21 protein-coding genes are annotated in these 23,295 nt (G+C 67.2%); 3 read left to right on the forward strand and 18 right to left on the reverse strand.

The features are described from left to right. Nucleotides 1-244: 244 nt before the first annotated feature. Nucleotides 245-1,486, forward strand: coding sequence for a flavin-dependent oxidoreductase (locus tag ACFPOB_RS08395; RefSeq protein WP_377797426.1), 1,242 nt, complete (start codon nt 245-247; stop codon nt 1,484-1,486). A gap of 7 nt (nt 1,487-1,493) precedes the next feature. Here the strand turns inward: ACFPOB_RS08395 and ACFPOB_RS08400 are convergent, their stop codons facing one another. The 16 genes from ACFPOB_RS08400 to xdhA all read right to left on the reverse strand — a co-directional run bounded on the left by ACFPOB_RS08400 (nt 1,494) and on the right by xdhA (nt 19,064). Further along, nucleotides 1,494-1,871, reverse strand: coding sequence for a PilZ domain-containing protein (locus ACFPOB_RS08400; RefSeq protein ID WP_377797428.1), 378 nt, complete (start codon nt 1,869-1,871; stop codon nt 1,494-1,496). Between the two features lie 96 nt (nt 1,872-1,967). Further along, a complete protein-coding gene (locus ACFPOB_RS08405) occupies nt 1,968-2,426 on the reverse strand; it encodes a cupin domain-containing protein (protein ID WP_092160664.1) in 459 nt (152 codons plus the stop codon). After that, the gene (gene eutC, locus ACFPOB_RS08410; RefSeq protein WP_377797430.1) at nt 2,426-3,241 is read right to left on the reverse strand and encodes an ethanolamine ammonia-lyase subunit EutC; all 816 of its coding nucleotides are present in this window, start codon (nt 3,239-3,241) and stop codon (nt 2,426-2,428) included. Before eutC ends, ACFPOB_RS08405 begins: the two co-directional genes overlap by 1 nt. A gap of 29 nt (nt 3,242-3,270) precedes the next feature. Next, nucleotides 3,271-4,659 carry an ethanolamine ammonia-lyase subunit EutB gene (locus ACFPOB_RS08415; protein ID WP_377797432.1) on the reverse strand — a complete coding sequence of 463 codons (1,389 nt, stop codon included), beginning with the start codon at nt 4,657-4,659 and terminating at the stop codon, nt 3,271-3,273. Between the two features lie 26 nt (nt 4,660-4,685). Continuing rightward, a complete protein-coding gene (locus tag ACFPOB_RS08420) occupies nt 4,686-5,384 on the reverse strand; it encodes an ABC transporter ATP-binding protein (RefSeq protein WP_377797434.1) in 699 nt (232 codons plus the stop codon). A 162-nt stretch (nt 5,385-5,546) separates the two neighbouring features. Further along, the gene (locus tag ACFPOB_RS08425) at nt 5,547-6,296 is read right to left on the reverse strand and encodes an ABC transporter ATP-binding protein (RefSeq protein WP_377797435.1); all 750 of its coding nucleotides are present in this window, start codon (nt 6,294-6,296) and stop codon (nt 5,547-5,549) included. Further along, a complete protein-coding gene (locus ACFPOB_RS08430; protein ID WP_377797437.1) occupies nt 6,289-7,281 on the reverse strand; it encodes a branched-chain amino acid ABC transporter permease in 993 nt (330 codons plus the stop codon). The genes ACFPOB_RS08425 and ACFPOB_RS08430 overlap by 8 nt, the downstream gene beginning before the upstream one ends. Further along, complete coding sequence (locus ACFPOB_RS08435; protein WP_377797439.1) at nt 7,278-8,204, reverse strand: branched-chain amino acid ABC transporter permease; 927 nt, start codon at nt 8,202-8,204, stop codon at nt 7,278-7,280. Before ACFPOB_RS08435 ends, ACFPOB_RS08430 begins: the two co-directional genes overlap by 4 nt. A 98-nt stretch (nt 8,205-8,302) precedes the next feature. Further along, the gene (locus tag ACFPOB_RS08440) at nt 8,303-9,472 is read right to left on the reverse strand and encodes an ABC transporter substrate-binding protein (protein WP_377797440.1); all 1,170 of its coding nucleotides are present in this window, start codon (nt 9,470-9,472) and stop codon (nt 8,303-8,305) included. 295 nt (nt 9,473-9,767) lie between these two features. After that, on the reverse strand, nt 9,768-10,841 hold the full coding sequence (locus tag ACFPOB_RS08445) for a BMP family ABC transporter substrate-binding protein (protein WP_377797442.1): 1,074 nt from the start codon (nt 10,839-10,841) through the stop codon (nt 9,768-9,770). Nucleotides 10,842-10,873: 32 nt separating this feature from the next. Beyond that, nucleotides 10,874-11,797 carry an ABC transporter permease gene (locus tag ACFPOB_RS08450; RefSeq protein ID WP_377797444.1) on the reverse strand — a complete coding sequence of 308 codons (924 nt, stop codon included), beginning with the start codon at nt 11,795-11,797 and terminating at the stop codon, nt 10,874-10,876. Beyond that, nucleotides 11,794-12,870, reverse strand: a complete 1,077-nt coding sequence (locus ACFPOB_RS08455; RefSeq protein ID WP_377797446.1) for an ABC transporter permease — start codon at nt 12,868-12,870, stop codon at nt 11,794-11,796. The genes ACFPOB_RS08450 and ACFPOB_RS08455 overlap by 4 nt, the downstream gene beginning before the upstream one ends. Continuing rightward, nucleotides 12,863-14,422 (reverse strand): ABC transporter ATP-binding protein, encoded by a 1,560-nt coding sequence (locus tag ACFPOB_RS08460; protein WP_377797447.1) that lies wholly within the window; start codon nt 14,420-14,422, stop codon nt 12,863-12,865. The genes ACFPOB_RS08455 and ACFPOB_RS08460 overlap by 8 nt, the downstream gene beginning before the upstream one ends. Continuing rightward, entirely contained in the window at nt 14,406-15,251 is an 846-nt protein-coding gene (gene xdhC, locus ACFPOB_RS08465; protein ID WP_377797449.1) for a xanthine dehydrogenase accessory protein XdhC, read from the reverse strand. The genes ACFPOB_RS08460 and xdhC overlap by 17 nt, the downstream gene beginning before the upstream one ends. Next, a complete protein-coding gene (gene xdhB, locus ACFPOB_RS08470) occupies nt 15,248-17,566 on the reverse strand; it encodes a xanthine dehydrogenase molybdopterin binding subunit (protein WP_377797938.1) in 2,319 nt (772 codons plus the stop codon). The genes xdhC and xdhB overlap by 4 nt, the downstream gene beginning before the upstream one ends. A gap of 22 nt (nt 17,567-17,588) precedes the next feature. Continuing rightward, nucleotides 17,589-19,064, reverse strand: a complete 1,476-nt coding sequence (gene xdhA / locus ACFPOB_RS08475) for a xanthine dehydrogenase small subunit (RefSeq protein WP_377797451.1) — start codon at nt 19,062-19,064, stop codon at nt 17,589-17,591. Nucleotides 19,065-19,196: 132 nt separating this feature from the next. Here xdhA and guaD point away from each other — a divergent pair, with 132 nt between their 5' ends. Next, on the forward strand, nt 19,197-20,513 hold the full coding sequence (gene guaD, locus ACFPOB_RS08480; RefSeq protein WP_377797453.1) for a guanine deaminase: 1,317 nt from the start codon (nt 19,197-19,199) through the stop codon (nt 20,511-20,513). A gap of 54 nt (nt 20,514-20,567) precedes the next feature. Continuing rightward, complete coding sequence (locus ACFPOB_RS08485) at nt 20,568-21,590, forward strand: nucleotidyltransferase family protein (RefSeq protein ID WP_377797455.1); 1,023 nt, start codon at nt 20,568-20,570, stop codon at nt 21,588-21,590. A gap of 19 nt (nt 21,591-21,609) precedes the next feature. Here ACFPOB_RS08485 and ACFPOB_RS08490 read toward each other — a convergent pair whose 3' ends face one another. Both ACFPOB_RS08490 and ACFPOB_RS08495 read right to left on the reverse strand, forming a co-directional pair. Next, nucleotides 21,610-22,467: a D-amino-acid transaminase gene (locus ACFPOB_RS08490; protein WP_377797456.1), complete on the reverse strand. Its 858-nt coding sequence runs from the start codon at nt 22,465-22,467 to the stop codon at nt 21,610-21,612. Between the two features lie 103 nt (nt 22,468-22,570). Beyond that, nucleotides 22,571-23,218, reverse strand: coding sequence for a CGNR zinc finger domain-containing protein (locus ACFPOB_RS08495; RefSeq protein WP_377797457.1), 648 nt, complete (start codon nt 23,216-23,218; stop codon nt 22,571-22,573). Nucleotides 23,219-23,295: the final 77 nt, after the last annotated feature.

Raw genomic sequence — 23,295 nt, forward strand, 5'->3', positions numbered from 1 at the left:
CCACGCCGAGCCCCAGCGGGTTCGGCGCAACGCGGCGAATCGACGCGCTCTCGCGCACGAATTCGCCCTTTGACATGCCTGCCGCCGAAACACGACGGCATCGGCCGTACATACGCACAGCAATCGGCTTCGTTCCTGTCAAAAGCCGCGAAATTGGGGCGGTTTTCACCAGCTTTGTGGAGCGATTGACAAATTGGGCCTGGTTATTTCAAGCTTGAAATAATTCAGGGGAGCGCAAGGCGGCATGAGGGCCATCATCATCGGCGGCGGCATCGGGGGGCTGTCACTGGCCTTGATGCTGCATGCGCGCGGCATTGCCGCGACCGTCTACGAGCAGGCGAGCGAGATCCGCGAGGTCGGCGTCGGCATCAATACGTTGCCGCATGCGATTCGAGAGCTGGCCGAGCTCGGCCTGCTCCCCGCCCTCGATGCCGTGGCGATCCGGACGCGCGAACTGATCTACATGAACCGCTTCGGCCAGACCGTCTGGCGCGAGTTGCGAGGCCTGCATGCTGGTGCTGCCGTACCGCAGTTCTCGATCCATCGCGGCCGGCTTCAGGGCGTGATCCGGGACGCCGTGGTCGAGCGTCTGGGGCCGGATGCGATCCGTACCGGCCGCCGTCTGCAGGGCTTCCTGCAGGACGAGGGCGGGGTGACCGCGCATTTCGCCGACGCCAGGCTGGGCGAGGGCGGCGAGACGGCGCGCGCCGATATCCTGATCGGCGCCGACGGCATCCATTCGACCGTGCGCGCGCACTACTTCCCGAACCAGGGCGGGCCGCGCTGGAACGGCGTCCAGATGTGGCGCGGCGCCTGCGACTGGCCGGTGTTCCTCGACGGCGAGAGCATGATCATCGCCGGCGGCATGGCCGGCAAGCTCGTGCTCTATCCGATCGCCGCGGGCAAGACGCCCGGCACGCGCCTGACCAACTGGGTCGTCAACATCCGCACCGGCGACCCGGCCAAGCCGCCGCCGAAGGAAGCCTGGTCCAAGGCTGGGCGGCTGGAGGACGTGCTGCCCTTCGCCCGGCGTTTCACCGTGCCCGGCGTCGATATCCTCGCCTTGATCCAGGCGAGCGGCACTTTCTGGGAATATCCGATGTGCGATCGCGACCCGCTGCCGCGCTGGACACATGGCCGGGTGACGCTCCTCGGCGACGCCGCCCATCCGATGTACCCGGTCGGCTCGAATGGCGCCTCGCAGGCGATCCTCGATGCGCGCTGTCTCGCCGACCTGCTGGTCAAGGCGGAACACCCACGCCATGCGCTCGCCGCCTATGAGGCGCAGCGCCTGCCGGCGACGGCCGAGATCGTGGCGATGAACCGGTCTGGCGGACCGGAGCGCGTCATCGACGCGGTCGAGGCGTTGGCACCGAACGGCTTTGACGATGTCGAGCGCGTCCTGCCCTATGGCAAGCGCGAGCAGATCGTGAACGCCTATGCCGGCAAGGCCGGCTTCTCGGCGGCGCAACTGGCGAAGCGCTGAGGCGGTCTCAGGCGCCTTCCGTCAGCGCGGCGATACGCGCCTTCAGCGCGGCGTTTTCCTGTTCGAGCTGGCGCAGGCGCCGGACCAGATCGAGCGGGATCGGCGCATCGTCCCGGGTGATGGCGGCGAAGGAGACGCCGATGCGCTCGCCGTCGCGCCAGCGGCTGCGCACCATCCGGGTCTCGCGCTTCAGCGGGAAATAAAGCTCGAACAGCTCCGGCAGGGTGGCGCTGCCCGCAAAAATCAGCAGCGCGCCGTCATCCGACTGGTTCCTGACCATGCAGTCCAGCGTCGACTGGCGCTGGTTGAAGATGGCCTTGGCTCCGATGAAGGTCCGGATTCGGGTGGAGCGGCGGCGTTCGGGGGTGGTGGTCGCGGCGGGCATGGCCTGGCTCTGATTCTAGCTCAGGTTGAGACCATGCCCGCTAATGCTCATGGTTGCAGCAGCAAGCTCTCCTTAACCTTAACTGCGCCGCCGTTCTCAGGCGCCTTCGGGTGGGGGCGGCAGGAAGTCGATCTCGTAGCGCGCCGACAGGGCGACGACCTCGGCCGGATTCTGCTCCTTCATCGAATGGATCGCCCAGAACAGGTCGTAGAGCCGCCCCGTGGGCGCGACCCAGAACAGGCACTTCACCGGGGCGTCGCTCTTGTTGAACAGGCCGTGCGGGATGTTGCGCGGCAGCTTGATCAGGTCGCCGGGCAAAGCATGCGATTCCTGGCCGTCGAGCACGAGGTCGAGACGGCCTTCGAGCATGTAGATGAACTCGTCCTGCGTCGGATGGATGTGCGGCGGCACGAAGGTGCCGGGCGGGAAGGTGGCGTGCCAGGAAAAGCTGTCCTCGCTCAGCATCTTCGGCACATAGGTCTGGCCGAGGATGTTCCAGGAGATCGCGTCGATCCCTTCATTGGCCTTGGTCACGCCGGCGGTCAGAGGCTTCATCATCGGTCTCCTTCTCGAGTCATGTCAGGGGAAATGGGGGGCGGTTCTGCGCCTGGGCCTGAGTCGGCAATCGCGGATTTGCCGGCCGTGCCCGCCTCCAGGGCGAAGTCGCTCTCGTCCTTGAGGCCGACTCCGGTCAGCGAACGGCGGAAAGCCTCCGCGATCAGCCAGGACAGCTTGAAGGCTGCCTGCTCATAGGCGAGGCCTTCTGGCCGGATATTCGAGATGCAGTTGCGGTTGGCGTCGGTCAGGCCCGCTCGTGGCCCGAAGGTGAGATAGGCGCCGAGCGAATCCGGCGAGGACAGGCCGGGCCGCTCGCCGATCAGCACGGCGACCGCACGCGCGCCCAGCGCCTCGCCGATCTTGTCGCCGAGAGCGACCCGCGCTTCGCGCGCGACGACGAGCGGAGCAAGCTCCAAGCCCTGCCGTGCCAGCATTGGCAACAGTGCTGCGACGAGAGGAACGGCATTCTGGTGAACCGCGGTCGAGGAGAGCCCGTCCGCGACGATGATCGCGAGGTCGAAGTCGCCGCGCCGTGCCGTCAACGCCTCGCGGCTCCCGGGCGCGAGCGTCCGCCCGAGATCGGGCCGGCGCAGATACTCCTCACGCAAGTCCACAGCGCTGCGGACTTGGATCACCTCCAGGCCGAGCTGCGTAAGCCGGCCGGCCACACCCTCGGCATCGAAAGGCGCATGCACCGCGTCGCGGGCCTGGGCATGGGCCATGCCGAAGCGAAGCAGTTCGCGTGTCGGCAAGGAGGCGCCGGACCGGCCGAGCGCGATGCGCGCCGGCGTGAGCCGCGTCAGCTCGGCCAACGGCCGCGCTCCCGGTTTTGGCTCCTCGCTCACGCTGCCCTGCCCGGTATCGCCACCAGAAGGGCCTGTCCGCCCTGCGTCGCGCTCAGGCGCCCGGTCGCATCCGTGATGTCCATGCGCTGCAGCCAGGCCTCGAATTCCGGCGCGCGCTTCAGGCCGAGAACCTCGCGGATGTAGAGCTGGTCGTGGAAGGAGGTCGATTGGTAGTTCAGCATCACATCGTCGGCGCCGGGAACGCCCATGATGAAATTGACGCCGGCCGTGCCCAGCAGGGTCAGCAGCGTGTCCATGTCGTCTTGATCGGCCTCGGCATGATTGGTGTAGCAGATGTCGCAACCCATCGGCACGCCGAGCAGCTTGCCGCAGAAATGGTCCTCCAGCCCGGCCCGGATGATCTGCTTGCCGTCATAGAGATATTCCGGCCCGATGAAGCCGACGACGGTGTTGACCAGCAGCGGCTCGTAAGCCCGGCAGACGGCATAGGCGCGCGCTTCCAGCGTCTGCTGGTCGACACCGTGATGGGCGTTGGCCGACAGGGCGGACCCCTGGCCCGTCTCGAAATACATGACATTGTCGCCGACCGTCCCGCGCTTCTGCGAGCGGCCCGCCTCCAGGCCTTCCCGCAGGACGGAAAGGTCGACGCCGAAGGAGGTGTTGGCGGCCTGCGTTCCCGCGACGGACTGGAAGACGAGATCGACCGGCGCGCCTTGCCCGATCAGGGCGATTGCGCTGGTGACATGCGTCAGCACGCAGCCCTGCGTCGGGATGTCGAAGCGCGCGATCAACTCGTCGAGCAGGCGCAGGAGTTCGCCGATCCGGCCGAGGCTGTCCGAGGCCGGGTTGATGCCGATCACCGCATCGCCGCAGCCATAGCTCAGCCCGTCGATGGTCGAGGCGAGGATGCCGGCGGCGTCGTCGGTCGGGTGATTGGGCTGGAGGCGGACCGCGAGCCGCCCGGGCAGGCCGAGCGTATTGCGGAAACGGCTGACGACCCGGCATTTGCGCGCGACCAGGATCAGGTCCTGGTTGCGCATCAGCTTCGACACCGCCGCCGCCATCTCCGGTGTGATGCCTGGAGCGAGCTTGGCCAGCACCTCGCTCGTCGCCGCATCGGAACAGAGCCAGTCGCGGAATTCGCCGACCTTGAGCGAGGCGATCGGCGCGAAGGCGGCCGCGTCATGCGTGTCGAGGATGAGGCGCGTGACCTCGTCCTCCTCGTAGGGGATCAGCGCTTCGTGAAGGAAGGTGCGCAGCGGCAGGTCCGCCAGCGCGATCCGCGCCGCCATCATCTCCTGCATGCTGCCGGCGGCGAGCCCGGCCAGCTGGTCGCCCGAGCGCAGCGGCGTGGCCTTCGCCATCAGCTCGCGGAGATCGGCGAAGAGATGGCTCGTTCCACCGGCGGCGACGCGATAGCCCATTTACCTGTCTCCCTCTCCAGCTCGCGCTACAGATGCAGGAAGCGGTCCTTGACTGCGCTGTCGCTGCGCAGATCGTCGCTGCTGCCGCGCCAGGCGACGCGGCCCTTCTCCAGCACGATATGCCGGTCGGCGATCTTGGCGAGCGCGTCGACATTCTTGTCGATCACCAGGATCGACTCGCCCTCGGCCTTCAGCGCGGCGAGGCAGGACCAGATCTCCTGCCGGATGATCGGCGCGAGCCCCTCGGTCGCCTCGTCGAGGATGACGAGCTTGGGATTGGTCATCAGCGCCCGGCCGATCGCCAGCATCTGCTGCTCGCCGCCGGAGAGCTGGTTGCCGCGATTGGCCTTGCGCTCCCTGAGCCGCGGCATGAAGGCGTAGACGCGCTCCAGCGTCCAGCGTGCGCGCCCGAAGCGGCTGGCGGCGGTGGCGATCAGGTTCTCCTCGACCGAAAGCGTCGGGAAGACCTGCCGCCCTTCGGGGACGAGGCCGATGCCGGCTTGCGCCAGCCGGAACGGCGCGCTGCCGGTGAGGTCGACGCCGCCGAAGCTGACGCGGCCGGCGCGGGGCCGGACCAGCCCCATGATGGCGCGCACCGTCGTGGTCTTGCCCATGCCGTTGCGGCCGAGCAGGGTCACGACCTCGCCGGCTCCAACAGCAAGATCGACGCTGAACAGGATCTGCGCCTCGCCATAGCCGGCATCGAGATTTTCGACCGTCAGCATGGTGCGGGCTCGTTCTCTGTCATTCCGGGGCGCGCAGCGAACCCGGAACCCATGACCGGGCGAGCGCGATCGTTCATGGTCGTCATGGTCTCACCCGGTCGTGGGTTCCGGGTTCTTCGCTGCGCGAAGCCCCGGAATGACAAGGGGTGACGTCGTCGGTCATCAGCCCTCCTCGCCGAGATAGGCTTCACGCACGGCCGGATCGGCCCTGACGGTGACCGGATCGCCCGAGGCGATGACGCGGCCATAGACCAGGACGGTCACCGTGTCGGCGAGCGCGAACACCGCCTCCATGTCGTGCTCGACCAGCAGCATGGCGTAGCGCCCTTTCAGGCTCTTGAGCAGGGCGATCAGGCGCTCGCCTTCTTCCTTGCCGACGCCGGCGAGCGGCTCGTCGAGCAGGATCGCCGCCGGCTCGAGTGCCAGCGCCATGGCAATCTCCAGCGCCCGTTTCTCGCCATGCGACAAGCTGCCGGCCGGGACGTGAGCACGGTCCGACAGGCCGACCGCGTCGAGGGCGGCGCGGGCAGGGCGGTTCAGGCGCTCGTCGCTGGCGGCGTTGCGGAAGAAGGAAAGCGGATGGCTCGCCTTGGCCTGCACGCCGAGCGCGACATTCTCCAGCGCCGAGAGCGAGGCGATGGTCGAGGTGATCTGGAAGGTCCGCGCCAGGCCATGGCGGGCGCGTTTCTCGGCATTGAAGGCGGTGACGTCCTCGCCGCGGAAGCGGATCGTGCCGTCGTCTGGCCTGAGCATACCGGAGATCTGGTGGACCAGCGTGGTCTTGCCGGCGCCGTTCGGGCCGATCAGCGCATGCAGCTCTCCGGGCGCGACGGCGAGGCTGACGCCGTCGGTGACCTTCAGCGCGCCGAAGGATTTCCGGACACCATCGAGGACGAGGACCGGGTCAGCCATGACGGGGACCCAGCTTGCGCAGCATCCCGACGATGCCTCCGCGGGTGAACAGCACGAAGAGAATGATCATCGGCCCGAAGATGGCGCGCCAATGCTCGGTCACATGCGACAGCGCATCCTCGGCGATCAGATAGGCGATCGCGCCGATGATCGCGCCGTGCAGCGAGCCGACGCCGCCGAGCACCGCCACGAAGATCAGTTCGCCCGAACGCTGCCAGGACATGAAGGCCGGGCTGACGAACTCGGTGTGGTTGGCGAGGAAGAAGCCGGAAAGGCCCGCCAGCATGCCGCTGATCACATAGGCGACGAGGCGCACCTTGTTGACATCGAAGCCGGTGACGCTGACGCGGGTCGGGTTTTCGCGCGCCGCCCTCAGCACCCGGCCGAAGCGGGAGGCGACGAGGCCGCGCACCAGGAGATAGGCGCCGGCGAGCGCGATCAGCACGCTATAGTAAAATGAAGTCCGGTTCGCGAACGGGCTGAAGCCGAGGACGGTGCTCTTCTCGTAGAGCGTCAGCCCGTCATCGCCGCCATAGGCCGAGAGCGCCTGCGCCAGGAAATAGACCATCTGGCCGAAGGCGAGCGTGATCATGATGAAGGCGACGCCGCGCGTGCGCAGGCAGCTCGCGCCGGTGATCGCGCCGAACAGGGCACAGACGCCTAGGATCACCGGCAGGATCACGAGCGCCTCGCTGCGGCCTTCCGTGATCATGATGCCGGTGACATAGGCGCCGATGCCGAGGAAGGCGGCATGGCCGAAGGAGACGAGGCCGCCGACGCCGAGGATGAGGTCGAGCGAGAGCGCGGCGATGGCGAAGATCAGCGCCCGCGTCAGCAAGGCGAGCCAGCCGGCCGGCATGCCGAGCGAGACGGCGAGCGGCGCCAGCGCCAGCAGCAGGAACAATATGGCCGGCAGCAGCACCTTGGCGCGCTCGCGCGGCAGCGCGACGCTGGTGACCTCGGCCGTCGTCGTCGCCGAGCTCATGTCCGGCCTCGCGCCGGCAGCAGGCCTTCCGGCCGCACGAACAGCACCACCGCCATCAGGAGGTAGATCAGCATCGAGGACAGCGCGGCGCCGGTCGCCCGCGCCGACGGCGCGCTCATGAACAGCCGCAGCAGGTCGTTCATGAAGGAGCGGCCGAGCGTGTCGACCAGGCCGACGATCAGCGCCGCGACGAAGGCGCCGCGGATCGAGCCGATCCCGCCGATGACGATGACGACGAAGGCGAGGATGAGGACAGTGTCGCCCATGCCGGGCTCGACCGAGAGGATCGGCGCCGCCATCGCCCCGGCGAAGCCCGCCAGCATGGTGCCGAAGGCGAAGACGATCATGAACAGCTTGCGGATATCGACGCCGAGGGCAGAGACCATCGGGGCGTTCGAGGCGCCGGCCCGCAGCAGCATGCCGGTGCGGGTCTTCTCGACGATGAACCAGAGCAGGGCGCCGACCGCCAGGCCCGAGCCGATCAGCGCGAAGCGGTAGGTCGGGTAGAGGATGCCGTCCATCAGCGCGACATTGCCGGTGAGGAACTCAGGCAGCGGAACGGAGAGGGGAGCAGCGCCCCAGATCATCTTGACGCTCTGGTTGAGCAGCAGGATCAGCCCGAAGGTCGCCAGCACCTGGTCGAGATGGTCGCGCTCGTAGAGATGGCGGAAGACCAGGAATTCGAGCGCGAGGCCAAAGACCAGCGCCGCCGCCAATGCCAGCACGAGGCCGAGCACGAAGGAGCCGGTCAGCGCGACGAAGGTCACGGCGAGATAGGCGCCGAGCATGTACTGCACGCTATGCGCCAGGTTGATGAAGTCCATCACGCCGAAGACCAGGGTCAGCCCTGCCGCCACCAGGAACAGCAGGATGCCGAACTGCAGCCCGTTCAGGATCTGGACAATGAGGAGGCCGGTGGTCATGGCAAAGCTATCCCGTCATGCTCGGGCTTGACCCGAGCATCTCGTGGAAGGAGATCCTCGGGTCGAAGCTGTGCTTCGCCCGAGGATGACGCTTCGCGTCACTTCAGCGCGCAATCCTTCGCATGCGGGTCGGCATAGTCCTCGAACACCTTCTGGGCGATCTCGGTCTGGAACTTGCCGTCCGCCCGCTTGGCGACCTTGACCAGGTAGAAGTCCTGGATCGGATAGCCATTGGTGTTGAACTTGAACTTGCCGCGCAGCGAGGTGAAGTCGGCCTTCTTGATCGCGGCGCGCAGCTTGTCCTTGTCGGCGGTGCCGCCGGCGGCCTTGACCGCCGAGTCGATCAGTTGCGCCGCATCGAAGGCCTGCTGGGCATAGGAACCGGGCACGATCTTGTAGGCCGCTTCATAGGCCGCGACGAACTTCTTCGTCTGCGGGTTGTCCATGTTGGGCGCCCAGGTCATGCCGCCGAACATGCCGACGGCGGCGTCCTGCTGCGCCGGGAGGGTGGATTCGTCGACTGTGAAGGCGGAAAGGAACGGCACCTTGCCGGTGAGGCCGGCCTGCGACCACTGCTTGACGAAGTTGACGCCGAGGCCGCCGGGCAGGAAGGCGAAGACCACGTCGGGCTTGGCCGAGGCGATCTTGGCGAGCTCGGCCGAGAAGTCGAGCGAGGTCAACGGAACATAGATCTCGTCGAGGATCTCGCCCTTGAAGTAGCGCTTGAAGCCGGCGAGCGAGTCCTTACCCGCCTGGTAGTTCGGCGCGATGATGTAGGCCTTCTTATAGTTTTGGTCCTGCGCGTATTTGCCGAGCACCTCGTGGACCTGGTCGTTCTGGTACGAGGTCACGAAGAAGTTCTGGTGGCAGGCCTTGCCGGCCATGGTCGAGGGGCCTGCATTCGGGCTGATCAGGATCGCGCCGGAATCCAGCACCGGCTTGGCGATCGCGCCGAGAATGTTCGAGAACACCGGGCCGACGACGAAGTCGACCTTGCCGCCCTCGACGAAGCTGCGGACCTTGCCGACCGCGACGTCGGGTTTGAGCTCGTCGTCGATCACGGTGATCTGCACCGGCACGCCGCCGAGCTTGCCGCCGTTCTGGTCGACCGCGAGCTGGAAGCCGTCGCGGACCTGCTGGCCGAGCGCGGCCGCAGGGCCGGTCAGCACGCTGACCACGCCGATCTTCAAGGGCTCCTGCGCTTGGGCAGCGGAAAGCCCGAGCGCGAGCACGCCGGCGCTAAGCGACAGAGTGAATTTGAGCGTCATGTCCGATGTCCTCCCGGGACGTGGCAGATGCGACCGCCGGCGGGGTTCCCCATCCCTGTCCGGTGGTGTCGGCAGCCATATTGTTTCAAGCTTAAAATATCTGCAAGGGGGGTCCTGCGGGTAATTTTTGTTCGCGAGCCGCTTCGTCTTTCCGGGGCGCCGCGAAGCGGCGAGCCCGGAACCCACGAACACGACGTGCATCGAGAGATGCGGCGCTTTCCGACCTTTTCAGACACCGCAGTGTTCATGGGTTCCGGGTTCAGGCCTGTCGGCCTGCCCCGCAATGACGTCGTGGTTACGCCTGCACGCCGTCGACGTACCAGTCCATCTTCGAGAGGATCTCGTCGCTGGCGGTTTCGCCGGCCTTGAGGCGCAGCGTGCCCTTCTGGTCCTTGAGCTCGCCGGTGAAGGGGTGGAGCGTGCCGGCGACGATGCCCTTCTGGACCTCGTCCGCGGCGGCACGGGCGGCCGGCGTGACCGCGTCGTTATAGGGCGCGAGCTTGACCATGCCGTCCTTGATGCCGCCCCAGACGTCGCCGCTCTTCCAGGTCCCGTCCATCGCTTCCTTGACGCGCTTGACGTAATACCCCGACCAGTCGTCGACGATCGCCGAGAGATGGGCCTTGGGAGCGAAGGCCTTCATGTCCGAGGCCTGGCCGAAGGCGAAGACGCCGCGCTGCTCGGCCGCCTGCAGGGCCGCTGCCGAGTCGGTGTGCTGGGTGATCACGTCGCAGCCTTGGTCGATCAGCGCCTTGGCGGCATCGGCTTCCTTGGCCGGGTCGTACCAGGTCGAGGCCCAGATCACCTTGGTCTTGAAGTTGGGGTTCACCTTCTTGGCCGCGAGATGGAAGGCGTTGATGCCCATCACCACCTCGGGGATCGGGAAGGAGGCGATGTAGCCGGCCTGCCCGGACTTCGACATATGCCCGGCGATGGTGCCGATCACGGCGCGGCCCTCGTAGAATCGGGCATTGTAGGTCGCGACGTTCTCGGCGCGCTGATAGCCGGTGGCATGCTCGAACTTGATTTTCGGGAACTGCTTGGCGACCTGGATGGTCGGATTCATGAAACCGAAGGAGGTCGTGAAGATCAGCTGGTCGCCGGCCTGGGCGAGCTGGCGGATGGCGCGCGCCGCATCCGGGCCTTCGGCGACGTTCTCGATGAAGCTGGTCTTGACCTTGTTGCCATAGGTGGCCTCGACCGCCTTGCGGCCCTGGTCGTGGGTCCAGGTCCAGCCATGATCGCCGACCGGGCCGACATAGACGAAGCCGACGCCGAACGGCGCCTGGGCGCGTGCGCCGACCAGCGGCAGGGCCGCGCTGGCGGCGGTGCCGGCGAGAAGGGTGCGGCGGGTGATGATGGTCGACATGATGGTGCTCCCCGTTGTCGGTTGCGGCGCGATCAGGGCGCCGGGAAAGGCTTGCCGAGGCAGGCGGGCGCGTCGCGTCCGCCGGTTCTCCGTCCTAGCGACATCATGGTCAGAACCACAATCGTCGCAAGGTAGGGGGTCATCGCCAGGACCTCCGGCGCGACGAAGCTCCAGCCGGCCGCCTTGGCCTGCAATTCGAAGGTCGCGACCGCGCCGAAAAGATAGGCGCCGATCAGCAGCCGGCCCGGTTTCCAAGCGGCGAAAACGACAAGGGCGAGCGCGATCCAGCCACGGCCGGCGGTCAGCCGGTCGGCCCACATCGGTGTCAGCGCCAGCGAGAAGTAGGCGCCGCCGAGCCCGGCCAGCGCCCCGCCGAAGCCGGTCGCGGCGGTGCGGATCGCCAGCACGCGATAGCCGATGGCATGGGCGGAATCGGCATTCTCGCCGACGGCCCGCAGGATCAGCCCGGCCTTGGTCCGGCGCAGGAACAGGCTGACGGCGAGGACGAGCGCGAGCGAGAGGTAGACGATGGCGTCATGGCCGAAGGCGAGCCGCAGCCAGGGATGGGCGGCGTAGTCGGCCGGGAAGAGCGGCCCGAGCCGCGTGATCGTGCGCCCGACGAAACCGGCGCCGATCAGCGAGGATGCGCCGATGCCGAAGATCGTCAGCGCGAGGCCGGTCGCGACCTGGTTGGAGCCGAGCCCGAGGGTCAGTAGCGCGAAGATCATCGCCGCGGCGACGCCCGCCAGCGTCGCCGCCAGCAAGCCGAGCGGAACGCTGCCGGTGGAATAGGCGACCGCGAATCCCGCAACGGCGCCGCATAGCATCATGCCCTCGACGCCGAGATTGAGGACGCCGGCCTTCTCGGTGACGAGTTCGCCCAAGGCCGCGAGCAGGATCGGCGTCGCCGCAGCAGCGAGCGTCATGAAGATCGAGACGAGGATGGCGGCGGTCATGGCGCGCTCCTCGCCGGCCGCGCCTTCCAGGCGAGCCGGTAGCGCACCAGCACGTCGGTTGCGAGCAGGAAGAACAGCAGCAACGCCTGGAACATGCCGGTTGCGGCCGAGGGCAGGCGTACCGTGCTCTGGGCGATCTCGCCGCCGACATAGGTCACCGCCAGCACCAGCGCGCCGAAGACAATGCCGGGAGGCGAGAGACGGCCGAGAAAGGCGACGATGATCGCGGTGAAGCCGTAGCCGACCGGGAACTGCGGCGTGAGCTGGCCGAACGGACCGGCGGCCTCGAACAAGCCCGCCAAACCTGCGAGGCCTCCGCCAGCCAGCAGCGCCGCCCAGGTGACGCGGTCGGCATCGAAGCCGCCATGGCGGGCGGCGGCCGGCGCGCGGCCGACGACGCGCACCGCATAGCCGGCGACGGTCTTGCTCATCACGAACCAGGCGATCAGCGCGAGCAGGATCGCCAGCGGCACGCCGAAATGCACGAGCGAGCCTTCCGCGACCGCCGGCAGCGTCTGGCTGGCGCTGAACATCCTGGTCTGCGGGAAATTGAAGCCGTCCGGGTCCTTCCACGGGCCGCGCACGAGGTAATACAGGAACTGCACCGCGACATAGGTCAGCATCAGGCTGGTCAGGATTTCGCTGACCTGGAGGCGCACCTTGAGCAGGGCGGGGAGCGCCGCATAGGCCGCGCCGCCCAGGACGCCGGCGAGCGCCATCGCCGGCAGGATCCACCAGCCAGTCATGTCATGGGTCAGGAGCGCAACGCCGGTGCCGGCGATCGCACCCATGACGTACTGCCCCTCGGCGCCGATGTTCCAGACATTGGCGCGAAAGCCGATGGCGAGGCCGAGCGCGATCATGATGAGCGGCGCCGCCTTGACGCCGAGATCGGCCCAGCGCTGCGGCTCGATCAGGGGTGTGATGAAGATCGCAGTGACCGCGCGCAGGCCGTCATAGCCGATCGCGCCGAAGACCAGCATGCCGGTCAGCATGGTGAGCCCGATCGCGATCAGCGGGCTGAGATACAGCATCGCCTTGCTGGGCTCGCGCCGGCGCCGCCATTCAAGCATGCGCCGGCTCCACCTGATGGCTTTCGCCATGAACGCCGCCCATGAGCAGGCCGATCTCTTCGAGCTTCAGGCCCGCGACCGGCCGCGCCTGCGACAGTCGCCCTTCGTTGATCACACAGAGCCGGTCGGAGAGCTCGAGCAACTCGTCGAGATCCTGCGAGATCACCACGATGGCCGAGCCCTGCGCGGCGAGGTCGACCAGTGCCTGCCGGATCGCGGCGGCGGCGCCGGCATCGACGCCCCAGGTCGGCTGCGCCACCACAAGCACGTCGGGGCGCTGCCCGATCTCGCGGCCCATGATGAATTTTTGGAGATTGCCGCCGGAAAGTGAGCCGGCCAGTGCCGCTGGACCTGTGGTACGCACGTCGAAGCGGGCGATGACATCCTTCGCATAAGCCTCGACCGGCCCTTGCCGGATCACGCCCGATGGCGCGAGGGGCAACCGATGGCGCGCAGTCAGCACGACGTTCTCGGCGAGCGAGAACTCGGGCACGGCGGCGTGGCCGTTGCGCTCCTCGGGCACGCAGGCGAGGCCGGCGGCGCGGCGGGCGCCGGCATCGGCCAGGCCGATCGGCTGGCCGTCGAGCCGGATCGCCTCATTGCGGGAGGCGAGATGCTCGCCCGAAAGCGCCATCAGCAATTCGGCTTGGCCATTGCCGGCGACGCCGGCGATGCCGAGGATCTCGCCGGCCTGGGCGGAGAAGGAGATGGCCTTCAGGCTTGTGCCGAAAGGCGGCTCGCCCGGCATGTCGAGCTTCTCGACCGAAAGCCGGGCCGCGCCGGCCTTGCCGTCACCAGCCGGCCGCTCGATGCTCTTCAGCTCCGCGCCGATCATCAGCTCGGCCATGCGTCGCGTCGTTTCCACACGCGGATCGCAGGTCGCGACGACCTTGCCGCCGCGCAGGATGGTGGCGGTCTCGCACAGCGCTTTGATCTCGTGCAGCTTGTGGCTGATGTAGAGGATCGAGCAGCCTTCGCTGGCGATCTGGCGCAGCGTCTCGAACAGGCGCTCGACCTCCTGCGGCGTCAGCACCGAGGTCGGCTCGTCCATGATCAGCAGCTTCGGCTTCTGCAGCAGGCAGCGCACGATCTCGATGCGCTGGCGCTCGCCGACCGAGAGCGTATGCACCTCGCGGTCCGGGTCGAGCGGCAAAGAATAGCTGTCGAGGATCGCCTTGATCCGCGCCTTCAGCTCCTCGGCCGGGACGGTCTCGTCGAGCCCGAGTGCGATGTTCTCCAGCACGGTCATGCCATCGAACAGCGAGAAATGCTGGAAGACCATGCCGATGCCGAGCTTGCGCGCCGCCTTGGGCGAGGCGATCTCGACCGGGCGGTCGTCGAAGCTGATCTGCCCTTCGTCGGCGCGCTGCACGCCATAGATGATCTTGACGAGGGTCGATTTGCCGGCGCCGTTCTCGCCGAGCAGGGCATGGATCTCGCCGGGACGGACGCTGAGGCTGATGTCCTGATTGGCCTTCACGCCCGGAAAGCTCTTCGAGACATGGGCGAGCGCCAGGCGCGAAGGTGCCGTCTGGTCAGGCGGCTGCGTCATGGCGGTTCCGTGTCCTCGCGCGTCTCGTGGCTGTCTCGCCAAGCAAGCAACGCACCAGCTCGGCACTCGTCAAGGCGGCGATCACCTCCGGACGCTTGTCATGCACATCCGATCCGCCGATCGGGCAGGTGAGCCCGGCCAGCGCCTTGCTGCCGGGGTAGCGGCGGCGGAAGCTCGCCTCGAAGCGGGCGCGCTTCGTCGCCGATCCGATCATGCCGACGTAAAGAGCATCGCCGCGCAGCAGCGCCGCCTCGGCCAGGCGATAATCGAGCGCATGGCTATGCGTCAGGACGACGAAGGCGGAGCCCGGCCGCGCAGCGGCCAGCGCGGTCTCGGGATCGTCGAGCTGCACGTAGGCGACGGTCTCGGGCACCTCGTCGAACTGGCCGAGTCGGTCATCGATCAGGGTTGCTGCGACCGGCAGCAAGGCAAGGCTGCGCGCCAGCGCCGTGCCCGTATGGCCGGCACCGAAGATCAGCACCTGCGGTCGCTCGGCCGCGGCTTTCGCCTCGTCCTGCCTGAGCGTTTCAAGATGTGCGGCGGTGGCGGGCTCCATTGCCACCCGCACGCGCCCGCCGCAGCATTGGCCCATTTGCGGGCCGAGCGGTATGTCGATCAACTGCTGCGGGCCGCCGCTGTCGAGCATGATGCGGGCGAGGTCGATACAGTGGAATTCGAGTTGGCCGCCGCCGATGGTGCCGGCGCTGCCATGGGCGCTGACGATCATCGTCGCGCCGGCCTCGCGCGGCGTCGAGCCCTGGGCCTCCGTGATGCGGACGATGACGGCGCCTTCGGTGAGGCTAGCGGCGAGGAAGTTGGCGGGGGTCATCGTACCACCTCCGCCTGCGCCCTTACCCTGTCGACCGCGTCGAGCACGCGCTCCGGCGTCGCCGGCGCATCGAGCTGCGGACAGAAACGATGGTCGCCGACGCTGGCCACCGCGTCGGAAAGCGCGTGCAGCACGCTGATCGCCAGCATCAGCGGCGGCTCGCCCACCGCCTTGGAGCGATGGATGGTGTGCTCGCGATTGGGCGCCTTCTCCAAGAGCGCGACGTTGAAGATGCGCGGCCGGTCGGAGGCGACCGGGATCTTGTAGGTCGAAGGCGCGTGCGTCCTGAGCCGCCCCTTCTCGTCCCAGACCAGCTCCTCGGTGGTCAGCCAGCCCATGCCCTGGACGAAGCCGCCCTCGATCTGGCCCTTGTCGATCGCCGGGTTCAGCGAATTGCCGCAGTCGTGCAGGATGTCGACGCGTTGGACCTTGTACTCGCCGGTCAGCGTGTCGATCGCGACCTCGGCGGCGGCCGCGCCATAGGCGAAGTAGTAGAACGGGTGGCCGCGCCCAGCTTTGCGGTCCCAATGGATTTTTGGCGTTGCGTAGAAGCCCGTGGCCGAGAGCTGGACGCGGGCCATGTAGGCCGCCTTGACCAGCTCGACGAAAGCGATCTCGCGCGCACCGACCTGCACCCGGCCGGGCAGGAAGGCGATCGCCTCGGGCTTTTCCTGCCAGTGCTCACAGGCGAAGGCGATGAGCCGCTGCTTGATCGTCTCGCAGGCGTCGAGCGCCGCCATGCCGTTGAGATCCGAGCCTGAGGAGGCGGCCGTTGCCGAGGTGTTCGGAACCTTGCCGGTGGTCGTCGCGGTGATCTTGATCTGCGCCAGCCCGATGCCGAAGGCCTGCGCCACCACCTGCGCCACCTTCTGGTAGAGCCCCTGGCCCATCTCGGTGCCGCCATGGTTCAGCGCCACCGTGCCGTCGGTATAGACATGCACCAACGCGCCGGCCTGATTGTACCAGGTCGCGGTGAAGGAGATCCCGAACTTGACCGGGGTCAGCGCGATGCCGCGCTTGATCACCGGGCTCGTCCGGTTGAAGGCGCGGATCGCCTCCTGGCGGGCGCGGTAGTCGCAGGAATGTTCGAGGTCGTCGATCACCTCGGCGGCGATCATGTCCTCGATCTGCTGGTGATAGGGCGTGATCTCGCGGCCTTCGCCGCCATAAAGGTTGCGCTTCCTCACCTCCAGCGGATCGAGCCCGGTGGCGAAGGCGACTTCCTCGATGAAGCGCTCGGCCCCGACCATGCCCTGCGGCCCGCCGAAGCCGCGGAAGGCGGTGTTAGAGACCGTGTTCGTGCGCAGGGGCTCGGAACGGGCCCGCACCGCCGGATAGAAATAGCAGTTGTCCATGTGGAACAGCGCCCGGTCCGTCACCGGGCCGGACAGGTCGGCGTTCCAGCCGCAGCGCGCGGCATAGACCGCATCGACCGCATGGATGCGGCCGTCATCGTCGAAGCCGACCTCGTAATCGACGACGAAGTCATGGCGCTTGCCGGTGATGACCATGTCGTCGTCGCGGTCTGGCCTGAGCTTCACCGGCCGCTTCAGCTTGCGGGCGGCGAGCGCCGCGACGCAGGCGAAGAGATTGGCCTGCGTCTCCTTGCCGCCGAAGCCGCCGCCCATGCGCCGGACCTCGATGGTGACCGCGTGCGCGCCGACGCCGAGCACCTGGGCGACCATGTGCTGGACCTCGCTCGGATGCTGCGTCGAGCACAGTACCAGCATGTCCTGGTCCTCGCCGGGGATCGCGAGCGAGATCTGGCTTTCCAGGTAGAAATGGTCCTGCCCGCCGATCGCCATCGAGCCCTTCAGCCGGCGTGGGCTGGCGGCGAGGGCAGAAGCGACATCGCCGCGTTCGAGCTTGAGCGGCTCGGTGACGAGTTCGGAGCCGGCAGCACGGGCGGCGGCGACGTCGAGCAGGGGAGGCGCTTCGTCGTAAGCAGCCTTCGCCATCAGCGCGGCATGGCGGGCCTGCTCGCGCGTCTCGGCAATGACCGCAAAGAGCGGCTGGCCGTGATGCAGGATGTCGCTCGTCGCGAAGACAGGTTCGTCATGCTTGTGCGTCGAGGAGATGTCGTTCTCGCCGGGGATGTCGTTGGCGGTCAGGACCGCGAGTACGCCGGGAGCATCCTCAACGGCCGACAGGTCGAGCGTGAGCAGCTTGCCATGGGCAATGGTCGAGAGGCCGAGGCAGGCATGGGCGAGGCCGGCGGGCTCGGCGATGTCGTCTATATAGAGGGCCTCGCCGGCGACATGCTTATCGGCGGAATCATGCTTCAGCGGCGAGCCGACGATCGGCCGTGTCGCCATGGCGTCGAGCCGCTTGCGCGCGTCAGCCATGGGCAGCCTCCGCCAGCAGGCCGGCGACGCGGGTCGATGTCTCGGGCGCCGTCGTCTCGATCAGGAAGCGTCGCAGCAGGTTGCCGGCGACCTTCAGCCGGTAGGCGGCCGAGGCTCGCATGTCGGTCAGCGGCGTGAAATCCTCAGCCAGCGCGGCGATTGCAGCGGTGACTGCGGTCTCGTCCCAGGAACGGCCGAGCAGCGCGGCCTCAGCGATTTTCGCTCGCTTCGGGATGCCGGCCATGCCGCCATAGGCGAGCCGCGCCGTGCTGGTGCGGCCGGTGTCATCGAGCTCGAGATAGAAGGCGCCGCAAACGGCTGAGATATCCTCGTCGAAGCGCTTCGAGATCTTGGAGATGTGAAAAAACGCGCCCGCCGGCAATTTCGGCACCAGCACGGCCTCGACGAACTCGCCCGGCTGCCGGTCCTGCTTGCGATAGTCGAGGAAGAAGGCTTCGAGCGGGAGTTCTCGGCGCTCGCTGTCTTTGCGCAGCACCAAGGTCGCGCCGAGGGCGATCAGGGCCGGCGGCAGGTCGCCGATCGGCGAGCCGTTGGCGATGTTGCCGCCGATCGTGCCGGCATTGCGCACCTGCTCGCCACCGAAGCGGCGCAGCATCTCGTCGAGCTGCGGCGAGATAGTCGCCAGCGTCTTGCGCACCGCGATCTGGTTCGCCATCGCACCGAAGCGCAGATGGTCGCCTTCGTTGGAGATCGCGCGCAGTTCGTCGATGCGGCCGAGATAGATCACCGGATCGAGCCGGCGCATGCCCTTGGTGACCCACAGGCCGACATCGGTCGCTCCGGCGACGAGTGTCGCCTGCGGATGGGCGCTGACGAGTTCGGCGAGTGCCGCGACATTGGCGGGGGCGTAGAAATGGCGCTCACCATCGCCGATCGAGATCGTTTCGTCATCCGCGAGCGCCTTCAGCCGGGCGATGACAGCGGGCATCCCAGCGACGAAACGATCCTGCTCGCGCTCGGCACTATCCATGCGCTGCGCGGCAGCGATGATCGGCTCGTAGCCGGTGCAGCGGCAGAGGTTTCCTGCGAGCGCATCCTCGATCCGCTGCACCGACGGTGACCGCTCGTTCAGCCAGAGCGCCAGCAGCGACATCACGAAGCCCGGCGTGCAGAAGCCGCATTGCGCGCCATGGCAGTCGACCATCGCCTGCTGCACCGGGTGGAGCGCGCCGTCCGCACCTTTGAGGTGCTCGACGGTCAGGACATGGCATCCGTCAAGGGTCGGCAGGAAGCGGATGCAGGCGTTGATCGCCTCGTAGCGCAGCCGGTCGCCATCGAGCCGGCCGACGACGATGGTGCAGGCGCCGCAATCGCCCTCGGCGCAACCTTCCTTGGTGCCGGTGCGGCGGCGGTCGAGTCTCAGCCAGTCGAGCACGGTGCGGGTCGGATCGCAGGCGGCAATCTCGACCGGCTCATCGCCGAGCAGGAAGCGCACGGTCTCACGCATGGCGGTTCGGTGCATGGCGGCGCTGCCGCTCGCAAATCGGATTCATGCCCCAAGATTAGGCACGTTCGCGGCTTGGCCGGAAGCTTTGATTTGGTGCAGATATGATCGCGATTTGAGCCGGAGCGGCGAGCCTTGAGCAAAGACGGTGCGATCTCGGCCCTGCGCGGCCGGCTTCTCTGGTTCGTCGACGATCCGCACGCGATCGGCGAGGCCGCGCATCGCTATGTCGAGGACGGCCTGCTCGTCATCGAAGGCGGCCTGATCAAGGCTGCTGGCGAGGCGAGCGAGCTGCTGCCGACGCTGCCGGCTGGCGCTCCCATCACCGATCATCGCCCGCATCTGATCATGCCGGGCTTCATCGACGCCCATATCCATATGCCGCAGACTCAAGTTGTCGCCTCCTATGGCGCGCAACTCATGGAGTGGCTGAACAAATACACCTTCGTCGAGGAGCAGAAGCTGGCCCAGCAGGGCCATGCCGAGAAGCTCTCTGCCTTCCTGCTCGACGAATTGCTGGCGAGCGGCACCACCACAGCTGCGGTCTACTGCTCGGTGCACAAGCAGTCGGCCGACGCCTTCTTCGCCGAATCGCACCGGCGCAACACCCGCATGATCGCCGGCAAGGTGATGATGGACCGCAACGCGCCGCCGGCGCTGACCGACACGGCCGAGAGCGGCTATGCCGACAGCAAGGAGCTGATAGCGCGCTGGCATGGCAAGGGCCGCCAGCTCTATGCGATCACGCCGCGCTTCGTCGTGACCTCGACGCCGGAGCAGATGGCGGCGTCGCAAAGGCTGGTCGCGGAGCACCCGGACTGCTTCGTCCAGACCCATATCAACGAGAACCGGGCCGAGATCGCCTTCGCCAGGGAGCTCTATCCCGATGCCGCCGACTATGCCGGCATCTACGAGGACTACGGCCTCTTGGGGAAGAAGAGCCTGCTCGGCCACTGCATCCACATGACCAAGCGCGAATGGCGGGCTTTCGCTGAAGCTGGCGCGGTCGCGGTGTTCTGCCCGACCTCGAATCTCTTTCTCGGCTCAGGTCTGTTCGATTGGCAGAGAGCGCGGCATGAGAGCGTCAAGGTCGCGGTCGCCACCGATATCGGCGGCGGCACCTCCTATTCGATGCTTCGGACCATGGCCGAGGCCTACAAGATCCTTCAGCTGCAGGGCCAATCGCTCTCGGCCTTCGACGCGCTGCACGCCATCACGCTCGGCAATGCCGCGGCACTCGGGCTGGATCATCTGATCGGCTCGTTCGAGCCGGGTCGCGAGGCGGATGTCGTCGTGCTCGATCCCGCCGCGACGCGCGCTATGGCGCACCGACTGGAAACGGTGCGCGATCTCGCCGAGGAGCTCTTCGTGCTGGTCACGCTCGGCGACGAGCGAAATGTAGTGTCGACCTATGTCGCGGGGGAGCGGTTGTCCCATTGTTCAACGAATTGAAATTTCGTTGAACACGAGCTATTGTTCAACGAAAATCTATTTCGTTGAACACGGATGACGACCGTAGGCTATCACTCTCCGCTGGTCCATGCGGCCTATCACGATCTGCTGCGCTCGCTGCTCGACGAGGCGGTGTCGGCAATTCGTGGGACGCCGACGCGCGTGGAGCGGAACGGAAGGGTCTACTGGTACGACAGTTATCGCATCGGCTCCGAGGTGAAAAAATCCTATATTGGTGAAGACAGTGAAGGGCTTCGGCTACGCCTCGCGCAGGTCCCAGCGCTTCGCGAGCAGATTGCTGCTGCGCAGGCCAATCGGACCCGGCTGATCAGGATTCTACGCGCCGAGGGGTTTCTTGGTGTTGATGCCGGGACAGGCAGCCTGCTTGCGGCAATGGCGAAGACCGGCGTCTTCCGCCTGGGGGGCACATTGGTCGGGACGGTTGCCTTTCGGCTCTATGAAGGCGAACTCGGAGTCCGTTTCGGCCTCGAACAGGCGGCGCAGACCAATGACATCGACATTGCCAGCTTCGAGCGCCTGTCGCTGGCACTCGATGACGCGGTCGAGGAGGCGCTTCCGCGCCTGCTGGCGGGGTTTTCGTTCGCACCTGCGCCGGTGCTCGACGAGCGTCGTGCCTGGCGCTGGAGGCAGAGCCGTAGCGAAACGCTGGTCGAGTTTCTCACGCCCGCTTTCACCGAGCGCGAGGAGCCGCGGCAACTGCCGGCTCTCGGCGTCCACGCACAGTCCCTGCACTACCTCAATTATCTGATCGCCGAGCCGATCAAGGCCGCCGTCACCTATCGTGGCGGCGTTCTGGTCCAGATTCCGCGCCCCGAGCGCTTCGCCATTCACAAGCTGATCGTCTCGGATCGCCGGCAGGGCGGCCCGGACAGCCTCAAGGCGGTGAAGGATCGCCGCCAGGCCGCCATGCTGATCGACATTCTCGCCCGCGATCGGCCTGACGAGTTGCGGGAGGCTTACACCGATGCGTTGGCGCGCGGACCACGTTGGCGCGAGCGCCTCGCTTCTGCCATTGCGCGCATCGACGGTCTGGAGCAGCAACTGGCGACGTTGTGAGCGCCGCCATTACGACCTTTCAGCCCAGCACGCCGCCCTTGCGGGCGTGGTCGAGATAGATCTCGCGCAGGCGGATCGTTGCGGGCCCCGGCGCGCCGTTGTGGATGCTGTGGCCGTCGATCGTCGTCACCGGCATGACCAGGCTGGTGGCCGAGGTAATGAAGGCTTCCTCGGCATCGAGCGCTTCGTCCAGCGTGAACTCGCGCTCTTCGAAGGTGAAGCCGCTCTCCGCCAGGAAGGCGAGCACGGCCGTGCGGGTGATGCCGGGCAGCACCTTGTGCGAGAGCGGGCGCGAGATCAGCGTCTTGCCCTTGACGATCCAGGCGGTCGACGAAGCACCCTCGGTGACGACGCCGTCCTCGACCATCCAGGCCTCCTGCGCGCCGTTTTCGGCGGCGAACTGCTTGGCCAGGACCGGCGCGAGCAAATTGACGCTCTTGATGTCGCGGCGGGCCCAGCGCAGGTCCGGCGTGCTGACGACCTTGATGCCGGTCTTCGCCAGCGGCGTATTGGCGAACTGGCGCGCCTGCGTGAACAGGACCAGGGACGACTTGACGCCCTGGGGGAAGGGAAAGTCGCGATCGGCGGCGCCGCGCGAGACCTGCAGATAGATGCTGCCTTCGTCCAGGCTGTTGCGGGCGATCAGCTCCCGATGGATGGCAATGAGCTCGGCTCGCGAGCAGGGCAGCTCGAGCCCGATCTCGCCGGCAGAGCGTTCGAGCCGCGCGAGGTGCGCCTCGCAATCGACCAGCTTGCCGCCGAGCACGGCCGAGACCTCGTAGATGCCGTCGCCGAAGATGAAGCCACGGTCGAAGATCGAGATTGTCGCCTCTTCCTCGGGAAGATAGGCGCCATTGACGTAGACGGTGCGGCTCATGGGAATGGTCTCATGCGGGAAGGACGGACCTTCCTAGCCGAGCGGGGCGCGTGAGGCGAGATGGCACGCCGGCTTGCTGATCGGCGTCGGGTGCAGGGCGGCGTTAGCTGACCGTCTTCGCCTCGAAATGGCGCTGGCGGAAGGCGCGGACCTTGGCACGGTTGCCGCAGACCGACATCTCGCACCAGCGCCGCAGCCGGTTCTTGGTGGTGTCGAAGAACAGCCAGCCGCAATGGTCGCCCTCGCATTGCTTGATGCGGGCGAGGTTCTGCTGGGTCAGCACGGTCAGAGCCGACAGTGCGATCGGCCCGCGGATCGCCTCGCTCAGCGTCTGGCTCGAATCCCAGCGCCAGACAAAGCCGTCACCGAACGGCGAGAGCTTGGCGCAGGCGAGGCAATGCGCGTGGATGGCGGCGAGCTGCGTTCGGTCTTCTTCCGTTGGAGGCTGGCGGCGGCTGAGCGCGGCGCCGATCCGGTAGATCGTGTCGCGCAGATCCAGTGCCTCGGCGAGCAGGCGGGCGGCAAGAGACTCGTCCGCAGCGATCGCGGCGAGCGCGGCGTCTCGGTCGCCGTCGCTGATCACCTTGGCATGCCGCGCCCAGAGCACGACGTCGCGCCCCTCGCGCAGATGCTCTAGCTCGTTCGGCCCGCCGCGATCCGAGGTGGTGTTGGTGAAGTCGAAGGCGAGCTCGCTTGCGACGAGCGGCAAGGAGCTGGCGCGGCTGGGGCCGCCGGTGCGATCAGTCGTCATGTAACCAGCTATCTCACATTTACAGGTTAATGCAAGCGACGTAGCGTCCGGTCACGGCTCGGACCGTGGAGGAGAAC

Origin of the sequence: Allobosea eneae (genome assembly GCF_042657265.1) — a bacterium.
GTDB classification, from domain to species: domain Bacteria; phylum Pseudomonadota; class Alphaproteobacteria; order Rhizobiales; family Beijerinckiaceae; genus Allobosea; species Allobosea eneae.